The following is a 14,015-nucleotide window of genomic DNA, read 5'->3' as shown; positions in this document are numbered from 1 at the left end:
ACATGGCAAGTCTCCGCGATTTAGGTCTCTCGGAATACGAAGCGCGGGTGTATCGGGCACTGTTGAACACCGGGCCGACCACGGCGAAAGAACTGTCGCGCGCGAGCGAAGTACCGATGGGGAGGATATACGACGTTCTCAACAGTTTGGAGACGCACAATCTCGTCCGCAGTCAGAGCGCGAGTCGGCCGAAAAAGTACGTCGCGGTCGAACCGAGCACCGCCCTCGACCGACTGCTGGACGACAAACTGCAAGAACTGGACGCGAAGGCGGAGCAGTACGAAGGCATCGTGAACGAGTTGAGCACCGAACTCAACACCGCCGAACCGCCCATCGAAGAAGGGTTTTGGACTGCGGCGGTCGGCCCGGAAGAATCGCTCGAACTGCTCGTAGAGCGATTGGACGCTGCCGAGGAGCGAATCGTCATGGTCGCCGGGCGGGTATCGCCGACGTTCGACATCGGCGACGTTGGCGAAACCGTCACCGAACACATCGAGCGGGCGCTCGACCGCGACGTCGAAGTATCGGTGCTCATGTCGCCGGAACTCGTCCGGACACTGCCGTCGAGCGTCGGCGACCGCTACGCCACGACGCTCTCCGATCATCCGCAGTTTTCAGTGCGGACGACGCCGAAACTCGACGGGACGTTCAACCTCATTGACGAAATCGAGGTGTGTATCGAGGTGGCCAATCCGCTATCGCCGGGTGAGGCGTTCGCCATGATAGACCTCAAAGATCCTGAATTTGCGGCGAACGTCAATAGCCAGTTCGCCTCGCGGTGGGAGATGGCCGAACCGCTTCGTCTCTGAGTTCCGCTTTCGATTTTTAAATCTCATTCCGCCGATTCCCGCCCCGACAATCCGACGAGATGGCTGACTTCTGGAAGCAGGATTTCTTCCGTTCCGAGTCGAACCGCGCTTTCACTGCCGGGGAGACAGCAGACGACGACGCCATCTACGACGCCCGCCGTCGTCCGCGTTCCGACGATTTTCGTCCCGATTTCGTCGTAAGAGAGACTGCGAAACAGTTCGCCGAATCCCGGTAGTTCCTTTTCGAGGAGCGGGGTCGCCGCCTCGATGGTCACGTCGTCGGGCGTGACGCCGGTTCCACCGGTCGTCACGACCACGTCCACGTCCTTTCGCCCGACGAGGTTGTCCACGGTTTTCTGCACCGAATCGTAGTCGTCGTCGACGAGTTCCCGCGTCACCATGTCGTGTCCGTCGTTTTCGACCAGTTCGGCGATGGCATCGCCCCCGGCGTCCTCGTCGAGCGAGCGCGAGGAGGAAACGGTGACGACGCCGAATCCGAGTTCGTCCACGTCGTGCGCGTGGTGGTCGTCGTGGTCGTGCCCGTGGTCGTGTTGCTGGTCACCGTGGTCGTGCTGTTGGCCGTCGTGATCGCGTTCATCGCGGTAGTTTTGATGGCTTTCCTCTTGCCGTTTTTTGTTTTCTTCCTGTTCGTCCGCTCTCTCCCTGCCGTTGGATTCTTCGGCGGTTTCGTCCGCTTCCTCGTCCTCCTCGTCCATCGGTGCGCGGCGTGTATCGCGTGACTGAAAATCGACCATAGCTGTTCGTTCCCATCGCGACTCCTAAAAATCGTCGGCGAATCCGTTAAGGTACAGTTTTAGGCCTCCCATCCGACCTATCGCACATGAAAGCCGTCCAGTTCGAAGGGCACGGTGGGACGGAGGTTATCGACTACGCGGCGTTCCCCGACCCGGAACCGGCACGAAACGAAGTTCTCATCGACGTGAAAGCGGGCGCGTTGAACCATTTGGACGTGTGGACGCGACGGGGGCTTCCCGGTCTCTCGCTCGATATGCCGCACATCCCCGGTAGTGACGGAGCGGGCGAAGTTCTCGAAGTCGGCGAGGACGTAACTCGCTTCGAATCCGGCGACAGGGTCGCCCTCTCGGCGGGCGTCAGTTGTGGAAAATGCGAGTTCTGCCGCCACGGCCAGCACTCGATGTGCGTGAAATACCACGTCATCGGCGAACACGTTCGCGGAATTCACAGTGAACTCGCGGTGATGCCCGAGGACAACCTGCTTCGGGTTCCGGAGGGCGTTTCGTGGGAGACGGCCGCCGCCGCGCCACTCGTCTTCCAGACCGCGTGGCGCATGCTCCTCACCCGGGGGGACGTTCGCCCCGGCGAGAAAGTGCTGGTTCTCGGCGCGTCCGGCGGCGTCGGGCACGCCGCCGTCCAAATCGCGGACTACGCCGGGGCGACTGTGTACGCGACCGGCAGCAGCGAGGAGAAACTTGACCACGCGCGCGAACTCGGCGCGGACTACGCCATCAACTACGAGGACGACGATTTCGTCCAGCAAATCCGCGACCTGACGGACAAGCGCGGCGTCGATGTGATCGTTGACCACGTCGGCGCGGCGACGTGGCAGGACTCCCTCAAGAGCCTCGCCAAGGGCGGACGGATTCTAACCTGCGGGGCGACCACGGGCGGCAATCCGGAAACGGACATCAACCGCATCTTCTGGAATCAGTTGTCCGTCATCGGTTCCACGATGGCCTCTCACGGCGAAGCGGACGACGCGCTGGAACTGGTTTGGGACGGTACCTTCGAACCCGCCATACGGGACGTGCTTCCTATGAGTGAGACGGCGCGCGCCCACGAAATGCTCGAAAATCGCGACGGATTCGGAAAAGTCGTCGTCAAACCCGACAGTGAACTATGATGACTGAAAGCAGGGAGTTCGGACGAAGCGGATGGGTTTTGGTCGCCGTGATGGTGCTCGCGTTCATCATCGCGCCCCTTCTCATCTACATCAATCCGCCGTACCTTCCGTTCAAGTTCGCGTACATCGTTGTGCCGCTGGTTCCCGCGATTTTGCTCGGCGCGACCGCGGTGTGGGCCGCCCAGCGTAAAATATAAACCGGAAAATCCCACAAATTTTTCACCGTGTGGCGTAATCACATGCCATGAGTGTCATCCACGTCAGAGACCAACACGATGGGGCGTCCTATCGACAGGTCGAACTCAAACTGTGGCATCCCGGCTGTTGGACACTGGAAGTGACCGACGAGTACGACGGGACGCATATTCTGGAGAAATCGCTCTATCCGACCGACGAGACGGTCAAAGGGGACTTTATTCTCGTCTCCGAGGGCGACCACGACGTCGAAACGTTCGTCGAAGCCATCGACTCCCATGGAGTCGTCGAGAGCACGGCCATCCTGAAGGACGGCGGCAGTCGCGCCCGCGTCGTCGTCACCTACGAGCGCGCATCGAGCATCGTTCCCGAAATTGTCAACTCGGAGTTCATGCCCATCGAACCGGTTCACATTACCGGCGGATACGAACACTGGACAGTTCTCGTGCGCTCCGACCGCCTCGAATCCGTGTTCGCCCGCCTCGAAGAGGAGTACGACATCACGCTGGAAGCCATCCACGAAGTGAACCCCCACGACAACGTCGAATTTGCCGACACCAGCGACAAGATTTACGATTCGCTTTCGGCCCGCCAGACCGAATGCCTGTTCGAAGCACACGACGTCGGCTACTACAACTGGCCCCGCGAGGTGTCTGCGAACGACATCGCCGACGACTTCGGCATCAGCGGGCCGACGTTCCTCGAACACCTCCGAAAAGGCGAGCAGAAAGTGCTCGATGCGTTTCTAACGAAACTCGGCGGACGGAACTACTGACGCATCAAAATGTATTCAACTACCCTCGCCGGATTGGGAATCGCTTTGAGGCTGTGTGTAAATTAGGTGGGTATGTCATCGAGCCTCACACTCTCTGACGTGTTAAATGTGGAGTATCCTGCTACTCCTTCGTGGTCTCCCGACGGTGAGTTTCTCGCCGTCACGCTGTACGAAGACGACGGAAAGGCACTGTTCGTCTCCGACCGAACCGGGGAGCGAACGTGGCGGTTCTCGCCCGAAAACAGTTTCGTCACCGACATTTCGTGGTCGCCGACCGCCGCGGAACTGCTCGTCGCCACCGACGACGGTGACCTCTTTCTGGCCGACCCGAACGGGCAGACGACAAGCAGACTCATCTCCGGCCCGGACGACCGGGAAGCCTACACGTGGTCTTCCGACGGGTCACGGTTCGCATTCTACCGCGACGGCCGACCCGTCGTCCGCGACGTTGCGACGGGGAGCGAACGAACCTACGACGTCCCGAAGCGCGGCCCGTTCCTCGCCGAATCTCGGATGTTCGCGTGGTCTCCCGACGATACGTATCTCGCCTATCGATTCGCTGGCGACGAGGCGACGCAGGTCGGCGTCGTCGATGTCGAAGCCGACGAATTAGTGTGGCGCACTCGCGGCGAAATGGCGAGTCACACTCCGGCGTGGTTGGCCGACGGTCGGGTCGTTCTCGACCGGCAAGGCGAAGGTGGCCGCGTCCGGCGAATCGTCGCAGTTGACCCGGAAGACGGCGAAGAAATCGTCCTCGCGCGGGAAATCGACCGCGAACGCGGCGTCGTCTCGCAGGGTGCACCTGAGGTCTCCCCCGACGGGACGAAAATCGCCCTCGTCCTTCCTCTCGACGGGTGGGATCACATCCACGTCGTCGATGTCGAAACTGGCGAACGAACGCAACTCACCGAAGGAACTTTCGAGGACAAAGGCGTCGCCGACGGAACGCCGCGGTGGACGGACGACGAAACCCTCGTTTTCGCCTCGAACCGAAACAACCCCGGCGAACGCCACATCTTTTCGGTAACGCTCTCGGGACGAACGGAACTCCTCGTCGAAACGCCCGGAACGAACGTCCATCCCAGACCGTCGCCATCCGGCGACGGTCTGGCGTATCTGCACGCGGATGCCCGACGCTCGCCGGAAGTCCGCGTCGATACGAGCGACGAAACCCACCGAATCACTCGATCCGAGGTTGAGGCGTGGCCGGTCCCACCAATCGAGCCCGAAAGCATCGAGTTCGAAAGCGCGGGTCGGTGCATCGACGGTTATCTCATCGACCCGCGGAAATCGGATGCAGTTTCGGACGACGCGACGAACCTCCCCGCGGTTGTCTGCGTCCACGGTGGGCCGATGCGACAGATGCGCGACGGCTGGCATCCCACGCGGTCGTACAGCCTCTTCTACACGTTCCACCAGTATCTCGCAGAGAAGGGATACGTCGGCCTGTTCGTCAACTATCGCGGCGGAATCGGCTACGGACGGGAGTTTCGACAGGCCATCGCAGGCGTTCGCGGTGCGGACGAAATCGAGGACGTGGCGCGAGCGGGCGAGTACCTGAAAGGACTCAACTACGTCGATGCCGATTCCGTCGCCGTTTGGGGCCTCTCCTACGGCGGCTACGCCACGCTCCAAGTGCTCGGTACGCACCCCGACGCGTTCACGCTCGGCGTCAATCTCGCCGGACTCGCCGACCTCGAACTGTACCGCGATTGGGCCGAGGAAACGAAGTATCCGCCCGCCGCCTCCGCGGAAGTACTCAGGATGGGCGGCGAGCCGTGGGACGTTCCGGAACACTGGGCCGAGGCGTCGCCCGCGACGCACATGGACGCCTACGAAGCTCCGCTGTACAACTTCCACGGAACCGGTGACCGCTACGTCAACTTCGAGCAGTTAGACCTCGTGGTCGAAACCCTCACCGACCTCGGCAAGGAGTTCGACGCCGACCACTACCCCGACGAGAATCACGTTTTCTCAAAACGGGCCACGTGGGAGCGAACCCTGAAAAAGGTCGAACGAGCGCTGGAGGCGGAGCTGTGAACGTTTTCATCTCCGCCGACATGGAAGGCATTACGGGCATCGCCGACCCGCGAGACGTGGTGAAAGGTGAAGCCGACTACGACGCTGGCCGAGAACTGATGGTCGGCGACGTGAACGCCGCAATCGAGGGTGCACTAGCGGGCGGTGCAGAGGCTGTTCTCGTCAACGATTCGCACTCCTCGATGACGAATCTCTCCCGGAGCGTGCTCCACGACGCCGCCCGCCTAATTCGCGGCGGCACAAAACCCCGGTCGATGATGCAAGGGTTGACCACGAGCCACGACGTCGCCTTCTTTGTCGGCTATCACGGCAAAGCCGGGACGCCGGAGGCCGTCCTGAACCACACCTTCTACTCGCAGATTCTCGTTTCGCTTCGCGTGAACAACGACGAAGTCGGCGAGCTCGGCTGGAACGCCGGACTCGCGGGCTCGCTCGGGGTTCCCGTCGGCCTCGTAACGGGCGACGACGCGACCGACGCCGAAGCCCGCGACGAACTGAAAAATGCGGAAACCGCGGTCGTCAAGGATGGAATCGACCGATTTACGGCAGACTGTCTTCCTGCCGAGGACGCCCGTAACCGGATTCGAACCGCGGCAGAGCGAGCGGTTCGACGGGCGAAAACAGACGACTTCGCTCAGCCGATTCCCGACGAACCTGCCGCTATCGAGGCCGACTGGGCGACAACGAATCAGGCCGCCCGCGCCGCGAGACTTCCCTCCGTTGAGCGAGTCGGCGGGCGAACGACGCGCGTCGAAGGCGAGGAGTACGCGGAAGTCTTCGAGGCATCCGTGGCGATGCTCCGCGCTGGTGGCGCGGGGCGAAACGAGTGGTACGGATAAGCGCGGTTCGAGGTTTTCGGTGGCTACGTTCCGGTATCAACGCACTCCAAGCGTCGGTGACTCTCCCGGCTTCGGCCGGAATCATCCGGCACGCCGAGATGGTACGCGTTGCTCGGGCTGTAACCAGAAATTCCCGGATAGAAACCGCACCACCCGAATGGCTGAACGATACTAGCTGTGCATTGCTCTTCGCTGGCCGCGTCTTCGAATAAAAGTCTTCGCACCCTCAGTCCGCCAATTCCCGAACGAAATCGTCTATCGTCTCCCGCGCGTTCTCCTCGTCCTCGCCTGTTAATCCGCCGAGAAGCACAGAAAACACCACATCGCTTTCCTCCCCGTCCCGACGGACGATTCCCGAGAGGGTTCTGCTCCCCGTGAGCGTCCCCGTCTTCGCCCGGATTTCAGGGACAACGTCTAACAGTCGCTCTTCGAGCGTTCCCTCGCCGGGTTTCGGAAGCGAGGCGAAAAACGTCTCAGACCACGACTGTTCTTCCACCCATTCGAGAACGCGGACGATGCCGCGGGCGGGAAGCAAGTTGTACCGCGACAGGCCGGACCCGTCCCGGATTCTGGCCCCGCCAGCGTTGCGAGAATCGAGAAATTCGTTCACGACCGTTTCCCATTCGTCCCATGAACCGTCGCCCCGAACTTCGCGAGCGACGGTTCGCGCGAGCTGTTCCGCGAGGAAGTTGTTCGACGGGACGTTCATTTCCCGGACGAGTTCCGACACGGGTGGCGATTTCACGGTTGCAATCGCCGCTCCCGAATCCGTATTTCGGGACATCAGCAACCCGCCCGTATGTGCGATTCCCGTTTCCTCCAGCGCGTCCCGAAACGCGAGGAGACAGTGACAAACCGGGTCGGGAACCGGAACGGTTTCCGTCCGCAATTCGTCGGGCGCCTTTCCCTCGATTCGAATCTCGTCCCCATCTCGAAAGACGTGCAGTTCGTCGGCCGTCGGGTCGAAATCCGTAACGAATTCGGTCGTGTTCGTCTTCGGCGTGATTTCGATATCTGTACCGGATACCGTCACCGAAACGGTGTTTTCGGACAGTGCGAGCGCCGTGCTTTCGGCACCGTAGCTGTATTTCCCATCTTCCCACATCCACCCCGGTCCGCGGGACGGTTCGGAGAAGCATCCCACGTCGGCGACGAGATTGGTGACCGCGTCGATGTCGGCATTTCGGACGCGTTCCGCGAGCACGGACAACTGCGTCGGCGAAAGCGACGGATTCCCTCGTCCTGCGAGCACGAGGGAATTACCATTGCTGAAAACGCGCGTTTCGAATCGGTAATCCGGGCCGAGGTGGTAAAGCGCGAGCGCGGCGGTGAGCAGTTTCGTGTTCGACGCGGGTGGCAATGGCACGTCCGGGTTGTAAGTGACGAGTTCGTCGCCAGCGAGCTCTCGCGCCAGCACGCTCGATGCGAAACTGTCGGACCTTACCACGAGAAGGCCTCTCGGTCGTCACTGTCGATGTGACAGGCCGACAGTTGACCGTTATCGACGGATTCCAGTTGCGGCACGTGCGCTTCACAGGGTGAGAGATATTCAGAAAGCGCGGATTGGGCTTCGTTCCAGTTTCCGTCCGCGGCGTGCGAAACGGCTTGCTCGACCGTTTCCTCGACCGCTGCCGGAAGGTTCCCCTCGAAATAGTGCGCTCGAACCGACGCCGGGTCGGTGTCGGTTTGCAGGGTTTCATCGCGCACGTCGCTCCTGAGTTCCACGTATTCGCGGTACTCCTCGCGCGAGAAGGGGTCGGGCACGATGAGCGACGGACAGCGAGTGTGGAATTTACACCCCGACGGCGGGTCGCTCGGACTCGGAACGTCCCCGACCAGTTTCGATTCGACGCCGCGTGTATCGGGGTCGGGGTTCGGAACCGAATCTAGCAGGGCGCGCGTGTAGGGGTGATGCGGTTCCGTGAACAGTCGGTCAACCGGACCGGTTTCCACGAAGTCGCCGAGGTACATCACCGCAACGCGGTCTGCCACGTTCCGAATCACCGAGAGGTCGTGCGTGATGAACAGGTAGGTCAGGCCGTACTCGTCCTGTAAATCCTGCATGAGCGAGAGGATTTGGGCCTGCACGCTCATGTCCAGTCCGCTCACGGGTTCGTCGGCGATGACGAGGTCGGGATTGATCGACAGCGCACGCGCGAGGTTGATTCGCTGGCGCTGACCGCCCGAGAACTCGTGCGGATAGCGTCCGTAATGTTCCGCTTTTAGACCGACCTGCCCGAGCAGTTCGCGGACGCGCTCCCGTCGCTTTCTTTCGTCCCCTCCCGCCGCTTCCAGCGGGTCTGCGATGATGTTCCCGACCTTCCGGCGCGGATTGAGACTCGATTGAGGGTCTTGGAAGACCATCTGAGCGTTCCGCCGGAACTCCCGCTTTGCATCGCTGTCGAACGTCGTGGTTCGGGTTCCGCGAAATTCGACCGCCCCATCCGTAGGTTCTGTCAAGCCGAGTAGGGTTCGCGCGAGCGTCGATTTCCCACAGCCGGATTCGCCGACGACGCCCAGTGTCTCGCCGGGATAGAGGTCGAAACTGACGCCGTCCACCGCTCTCACGCTCTTGTCGTCCAGTTCGAGCGGAAATCCGCCGTCGGAGTTCCACCGAACCGAACTGATGAAGCCGGAGTTGACCGGAAAGTGTTTCTTCAGGTTCTCGACCCTGAGCAGTGGTTCGTCCGATTGTTCCGGGCGTTGCTGAAGGCGTTGACTCATCGTTGACCTCGCTGGTGAAGCGTCGGTTCGTCTTTCCCATCGTACTCGTCTTTGTAGAGGATGCAGGCCGAATCGTGGTTCGGCCCTACGTCGATTCGCGGCGGTTCGATGCGGGCGCAGTCGTCCACGGCCACGGGACAGCGCCTGCGGAATCGACAGCCAGAAGGCGGGTCGATCGCGCTCGGCATCGTTCCCTCGATTGGATTCAGGTTGTCCGCGCGCTCGTCGGGGCGGACGACGGAGCGCAGAAGCGACTGCGTGTAGGGGTGTTTCGGGTTTCGATACAGTTCCTCGTAGGGCGCGTGTTCGACCACTTTGCCGAGATACATCACGGCGACTCTGTCACAGACCTCGCGGACGACGCCGAGGTCGTGCGTGACGTAGACGACGCTGGTGTCGTACTTTGCCTGAATCTCGTCGAACAGGTCGAGAATCTGGGCTTGAATCGTCACGTCCAGTGCCGTCGTGGGTTCGTCCGCGATGATGAGTTTCGGACTGCACGACAGCGCCATGGCGATGAGCGCCCGCTGGCGCATCCCGCCCGAAAACTCGTGCGGATACTGTTCCGCCCGCTGTTCCGGGTCTGGAATCCCCACGTCGTCCAGCAGTTCGACCGCCCGCTCCTCGGCCTCCTTCTCGCTCAGGTCAGTGTGATACTCCACGATTTCGGCGATTTGGTGTCCGACCGTAAAGACGGGGTTCAGCGCCGACATCGGGTCCTGGAAGACGAACGAGATTTCGCTCCCGCGAACCTCCCGTCGCAGTTCACGCTCGGAGCAGTCGGTCAGGTCGCGCCCGTCAAACCGAACCGACCCATCGACCACCTTGCCGGGCGAATTGATGAGTCCGAGGAGGCTTTTGACCGTCACGCTCTTTCCGGCCCCGCTCTCGCCGACCAGTCCGAGGGTTTCGCCGCGGCCCACCTCGAAACTGACGCCGTCAACCGCCTGCACGATGCCACCTTCCGTGTAGAAGTACGTCCGGAGGTCGTCGACTTCGAGGAGGCTCATTGCATTCGCCCCCTCTCAGTCTCGCTTTCTCCCGTCTTCGTATCCGATTCGGGATTCGAATCCGTCCCGCCGTCCGTCGCGGGTCTGTCGGCGACGGCGTCCGGTTCGTCCCTCGGCGCGCTCTCGCTTGGGAGGAAACCGTCGTCCAGTTCGTCCCAATTTGCCTTGCGGAGCGTCGTTCGCGGATCCATTGCGTCCCGCAGGCCGTCACCGAGCAGATTGAACCCCATCACGGTGATGAAAATCATCAGACCGGGGAACACCGCAACCCATGGTGCGATGATCAGAGCTTCCTGTGCCTGGCTCAGCATTCGACCCCACGACGCCGTCGGCGGTTGAACGCCCAATCCGAGGAACGACAGCGCCGTCGCACCGATGATGACGCTCCCCATCGAGAGGGTGGCCTGTACGACGACCGCGGCCAGTCCGTTCGGCACGACTTCGCGGAACAGGATGGTGCGTTTGAGTAGTCCGGCGGCGCGCGCCGCCTCCACGTACTCTTCCTCGCGGAGAGAGAGCACTTCCGACCGCATGACGCGGGCGTAGGCAGGAATGCCGATGACCCCGTAGGCGAGAAAGAGGTTGTACACGCTCCGCCCCATAATCACCATCATCGTCATGGCGAGGATGAGGCCCGGAATCGAGTACAGCACCTCCAGCAGGCGCATGATGGTGTCGTCGATTCGGCCGCCAAAGTAGGCCGCCGTCGCGCCGCAGACGATGCCGCCGAGGAAGCTGATTCCGACGGCGATGACGCCGATGGCCAGCGCGATTCGGCTTCCGTAGATAACTCTGGACAGTACGTCCCGCCCGAACTGGTCGGTTCCCATCGGATGGTCGAGGGAGGGAGCCGAGTAACTTTCTGGCTGGTTCATCACGTGGGGGTCTGCGTGAATCGCAGTGATGAGAGCCTTGTCGAACAGCACGAGGTCGATGGTCGAGAACACGGCCAGCACGACGAGGGTGCCGACGATTACCCCGCCGATGATGGCGGTCGGGCTGTACCGAAGCTCTCGGATGGTTCCCATGAGTCGGCTTTCGGTGTCGATGCTCGTCTCCGACAGTGATTTGTTCGTACTCATATCAGTCGTACCTGATTCGTGGGTCGATATAGGCGTAGGCGAGGTCCGTCAGCAGGACGCCGACGAGGAACAACAGCGCGAACGACAGCGTCAAACCCATGATGACGCCGTAATCGTTGCTCATGATGCCTGAGAAGAACAGCCGACCCATGCCGGGGATGGCGAATATCTTCTCCACGATGACGCTCCCGTCCAGCAGGAACGACAGCTGAAGACCGATAATCGTCACCAACGGTAGGAGCGCGTTCCTGAAGGCGTGTTTGAGCAGGATTCTGCGTTCCGGCAGTCCGTACGCTCGTGCCGTCTGAACGTAGTCTTGTGATAGCTCCTCGACCATGCTGGAGCGCGTCATTCGCATCAACGTCGCCGTTTGAGCAGTCGTGAGCGTGATGACGGGCAGGACGAGGCGCTTTGCCGACTCGACCGGGTCTTGTCCGAACGGCACGTAGCCTGACGCCGGAAGCCATCCCAATTTGTAGGAGAATAGGAAGATGAGCATCAGGCCCAGCCAGAAGTTCGGCGTCGAAAGGCCTGCCAGTCCCAAAAACCGGGAGACGCTGTCGCCCAACTCGTTGTGCCGCGAGGCGGCGTAGATGCCAAGCAGAAGCGACGTTGGAAGCGCGATGGCATACGACAGGCCCATCAGGGTCAGCGTCGGGCCGAGTCGCTCCAGCATGAGGTCTGTCACCGGACGCTTACGCATGAACGATTCGCCGAGGTTGCCCTGCAACACTCGTCCGAGGTTGTCCAGATACTGTTGCCACAGCGGTCGGTCGAAGCCGTACTGCCGGATGAGTTCGTCCGCGAGTTCCTGACTCGGATTCAATCCGAGGTAGATGCGCACCGGATTCCCCGGAAGCGCGTGCATCATCACGAACGTCAGCGTGAAAACGCCCAGCAACACGGGAATGATTTGTAGGAGTCGACGGACGGTGTAGCGATACATGCTCATGGTTTCGTGTACTGAAATATCTCCTTTGGAAGTCGAAACGCGATGTAGTTAGTTTTCGAGCGAGGCGTTCGACCACTTGTTACAGAGCGGTTGTGCGGCGAATGCGGTCGGGTCGTAGCCGTTTACTTTGGTACTCCACGCGGTTGCGGACTGCTCTGAGTACACCGGAATGTGCGGATACTCGGATTGGAACGCTTCCGCGGCCTCGATGTACAGTTCTCGGCGCTCGTCTCTGCTTTGCACTTTTCGCGCTTTCCGAATGTTCTCGTCAGCTTTCGCCAGTTTGTCGCTGTTCGGGTTGGCTTCGTGCAACATTCCGGCGGAGGCGTTGCCGACGAAGTCGTCCGGCACGCTATCGTCGTTTCGCATGTTGCGGAACAGGTAGTAGTAGAATCCGTCCGGGTCTTGGCCGCCCGACCAGCCGTAGAAAGTGACGTCGTAGTCACCAGCATCGAGTTCCTCCAACCACTGACCGATGGTGACTTCGCGCACCTCGGCGTTGATGCCCACTTGGTCCATCTCGTTCTGGAGCTTGATGGCCATGTTTTTGAACTTCCCAGAGGTGTGCGTGGACATCGACACGTCGAAACCATCGCCGTACCCGGCCTCTTCGAGCAGTTGTTTCGCCTTTTCGTGATCTCTTTCCGGGTAGTATTTGTCCCGCCACTCCTGCCACGGGAAGTCCCACGCTTCGTTCACTTCCTTCGGCATGAAGCCGTAGATTCGCTTGCCGAGTTTCCCCTTCGTCGTGCTCAACATCTCGTCGTAATCCACGAGATACTGCATCGCCTCGCGCACCTTGCGCTCGCCGAACGGTTCGTTGAGCGCGTTGAAGACGAGGCCGTTGTAATCGAACTGTGAGATGCGTTTCATCTGCAAGTTATCCTTGCTCTCCGCCTCGCTGAGCAGTGTCTTCGGCACCGACGACTGGTGGACGTTGCCGGTTCCCAGTTCGACGAACGCAGTTTCCGGTTCCGGAATGACCCGATACTTCAATTCCTTCAGATTCGCTGTTTTCAGGAAGTAGTCGTCGTACCGTTCCAGCGTGAGATGCGACCCGGACTGCCAGTCCTTCAGTTTGAATGGGCCGCTTCCGACCGGTTTCTGAGCGAACTGTTTCTGGCCCTTGTTCTCCGCGTCCTTCTTCGGGACGATGGCGGCGTTCATCTCCGTCAGCACCAACTCGAATAGCGCGTAGGGATGTTTGAGGTTGAACGTCACTTCGTAGTCGCCCGACGCTTCCACGCTGTCCATAAACGCGAGGTTCTCTTGATTCGTGGATTTGTTGTCCGCGTCGAGAACCCAACTGAACGAGTAGGCCACGTCCTTGGCGGTCATTTCGTCTCCGTTGTGAAATTTCACCCCTTCCCTGATCGGGACGGTGTACGTCGTTTCGTCCTGTTGAGTTGGTCGCTCCGTGGCGAGGTGCGGAATGATTTCGCTCCCGTCCGGTTTGACCGTCAGGAGCGTGTCGAACAGGTAGTGCATCATACTGTTGACCCACGCGAGTTCGTTCATTCGCGGGTCGAGAGTCGTCGCGTCCTCCGACGTGGTGTTGACGAACGTACCTCCCGTCCCACTCGAATCGTCGCCTTCGGTCGTTTGGCCGCCACACCCGGCGAGTACCGTGGCTCCGCCGAGTGCGCTCATGGTCAGGAAGCGTCGTCGGTCGAGCGGAGCGTCGTTTTTCTCTGTCATGGTAGTTGT

The 14,015-nt window shown here is 60.8% G+C and carries 13 protein-coding genes; 6 read left to right on the top strand and 7 right to left on the bottom strand.

Going from position 1 to position 14,015, the window contains the following annotated elements:
- The first annotated feature begins 2 nt into the window (after positions 1-2).
- Positions 3-809, top strand: coding sequence for a TrmB family transcriptional regulator (locus LIX15_RS04125; protein WP_227776239.1), 807 nt, complete (start codon positions 3-5; stop codon positions 807-809).
- 23 nt (positions 810-832) lie between these two features.
- Here the strand turns inward: LIX15_RS04125 and LIX15_RS04120 are convergent, their stop codons facing one another.
- On the bottom strand, positions 833-1,564 hold the full coding sequence (locus LIX15_RS04120) for a MogA/MoaB family molybdenum cofactor biosynthesis protein (protein WP_227776238.1): 732 nt from the start codon (positions 1,562-1,564) through the stop codon (positions 833-835).
- 86 nt (positions 1,565-1,650) lie between these two features.
- Here LIX15_RS04120 and LIX15_RS04115 point away from each other — a divergent pair, with 86 nt between their 5' ends.
- The 5 genes from LIX15_RS04115 to LIX15_RS04095 all read left to right on the top strand — a co-directional run bounded on the left by LIX15_RS04115 (position 1,651) and on the right by LIX15_RS04095 (position 6,540).
- Positions 1,651-2,691, top strand: coding sequence for a zinc-binding dehydrogenase (locus LIX15_RS04115; RefSeq protein WP_227776237.1), 1,041 nt, complete (start codon positions 1,651-1,653; stop codon positions 2,689-2,691).
- Positions 2,688-2,888 (top strand): DUF7977 family protein, encoded by a 201-nt coding sequence (locus LIX15_RS04110; RefSeq protein WP_227776236.1) that lies wholly within the window; start codon positions 2,688-2,690, stop codon positions 2,886-2,888. The genes LIX15_RS04115 and LIX15_RS04110 overlap by 4 nt, the downstream gene beginning before the upstream one ends.
- Before the next feature lie 47 nt (positions 2,889-2,935).
- Complete coding sequence (locus LIX15_RS04105) at positions 2,936-3,661, top strand: helix-turn-helix domain-containing protein (RefSeq protein WP_227776235.1); 726 nt, start codon at positions 2,936-2,938, stop codon at positions 3,659-3,661.
- A 72-nt stretch (positions 3,662-3,733) separates the two neighbouring features.
- A complete protein-coding gene (locus tag LIX15_RS04100; protein WP_227776234.1) occupies positions 3,734-5,701 on the top strand; it encodes a S9 family peptidase in 1,968 nt (655 codons plus the stop codon).
- Positions 5,698-6,540 carry a M55 family metallopeptidase gene (locus LIX15_RS04095; RefSeq protein WP_227776233.1) on the top strand — a complete coding sequence of 281 codons (843 nt, stop codon included), beginning with the start codon at positions 5,698-5,700 and terminating at the stop codon, positions 6,538-6,540. The genes LIX15_RS04100 and LIX15_RS04095 overlap by 4 nt, the downstream gene beginning before the upstream one ends.
- Before the next feature lie 226 nt (positions 6,541-6,766).
- On the opposite strand, the gene dacB is transcribed toward LIX15_RS04095, so the two are convergent.
- The 6 genes from dacB to LIX15_RS04065 are packed head-to-tail and all read right to left on the bottom strand — an operon-like array spanning position 6,767 to position 14,006.
- The gene (gene dacB / locus LIX15_RS04090; RefSeq protein ID WP_227776232.1) at positions 6,767-7,987 is read right to left on the bottom strand and encodes a D-alanyl-D-alanine carboxypeptidase/D-alanyl-D-alanine endopeptidase; all 1,221 of its coding nucleotides are present in this window, start codon (positions 7,985-7,987) and stop codon (positions 6,767-6,769) included.
- Positions 7,981-9,264, bottom strand: coding sequence for an ABC transporter ATP-binding protein (locus tag LIX15_RS04085; protein ID WP_227776231.1), 1,284 nt, complete (start codon positions 9,262-9,264; stop codon positions 7,981-7,983). Before LIX15_RS04085 ends, dacB begins: the two co-directional genes overlap by 7 nt.
- Complete coding sequence (locus LIX15_RS04080) at positions 9,261-10,274, bottom strand: ABC transporter ATP-binding protein (RefSeq protein ID WP_227776230.1); 1,014 nt, start codon at positions 10,272-10,274, stop codon at positions 9,261-9,263. The genes LIX15_RS04085 and LIX15_RS04080 overlap by 4 nt, the downstream gene beginning before the upstream one ends.
- Positions 10,271-11,356 carry an ABC transporter permease gene (locus tag LIX15_RS04075; RefSeq protein ID WP_227776229.1) on the bottom strand — a complete coding sequence of 362 codons (1,086 nt, stop codon included), beginning with the start codon at positions 11,354-11,356 and terminating at the stop codon, positions 10,271-10,273. Before LIX15_RS04075 ends, LIX15_RS04080 begins: the two co-directional genes overlap by 4 nt.
- A 1-nt stretch (position 11,357) precedes the next feature.
- The gene (locus LIX15_RS04070) at positions 11,358-12,308 is read right to left on the bottom strand and encodes an ABC transporter permease (protein ID WP_227776228.1); all 951 of its coding nucleotides are present in this window, start codon (positions 12,306-12,308) and stop codon (positions 11,358-11,360) included.
- A 48-nt stretch (positions 12,309-12,356) separates the two neighbouring features.
- Entirely contained in the window at positions 12,357-14,006 is a 1,650-nt protein-coding gene (locus LIX15_RS04065; RefSeq protein ID WP_227776227.1) for an ABC transporter substrate-binding protein, read from the bottom strand.
- Positions 14,007-14,015 lie beyond the last annotated feature (9 nt).

Source organism: Haladaptatus pallidirubidus, from assembly GCF_020700235.1.
Taxonomy (GTDB): Archaea; Halobacteriota; Halobacteria; order Halobacteriales; family Haladaptataceae; genus Haladaptatus; species Haladaptatus pallidirubidus.
This window is presented reverse-complemented; position numbering and strand designations above follow the sequence as displayed.

Bases quoted from the DNA above. Each gene is read 5' to 3' on its own strand.
- LIX15_RS04075 (WP_227776229.1), bottom strand. From the start codon at position 11,356: ATGAGTACGAACAAATCACTGTCGGAGACGAGCATCGACACCGAAAGC.
- LIX15_RS04105 (WP_227776235.1), top strand. From the start codon at position 2,936: ATGAGTGTCATCCACGTCAGAGACCAACACGATGGGGCGTCCTATCGA.
- LIX15_RS04085 (WP_227776231.1), bottom strand. From the start codon at position 9,264: ATGAGTCAACGCCTTCAGCAACGCCCGGAACAATCGGACGAACCACTG.
- LIX15_RS04065 (WP_227776227.1), bottom strand. From the start codon at position 14,006: ATGACAGAGAAAAACGACGCTCCGCTCGACCGACGACGCTTCCTGACC.
- LIX15_RS04110 (WP_227776236.1), top strand. From the start codon at position 2,688: ATGATGACTGAAAGCAGGGAGTTCGGACGAAGCGGATGGGTTTTGGTC.
- LIX15_RS04120 (WP_227776238.1), bottom strand. From the start codon at position 1,564: ATGGTCGATTTTCAGTCACGCGATACACGCCGCGCACCGATGGACGAG.
- LIX15_RS04115 (WP_227776237.1), top strand. From the start codon at position 1,651: ATGAAAGCCGTCCAGTTCGAAGGGCACGGTGGGACGGAGGTTATCGAC.
- LIX15_RS04125 (WP_227776239.1), top strand. From the start codon at position 3: ATGGCAAGTCTCCGCGATTTAGGTCTCTCGGAATACGAAGCGCGGGTG.
- LIX15_RS04100 (WP_227776234.1), top strand. From the start codon at position 3,734: ATGTCATCGAGCCTCACACTCTCTGACGTGTTAAATGTGGAGTATCCT.
- LIX15_RS04070 (WP_227776228.1), bottom strand. From the start codon at position 12,308: ATGAGCATGTATCGCTACACCGTCCGTCGACTCCTACAAATCATTCCC.
- LIX15_RS04080 (WP_227776230.1), bottom strand. From the start codon at position 10,274: ATGAGCCTCCTCGAAGTCGACGACCTCCGGACGTACTTCTACACGGAA.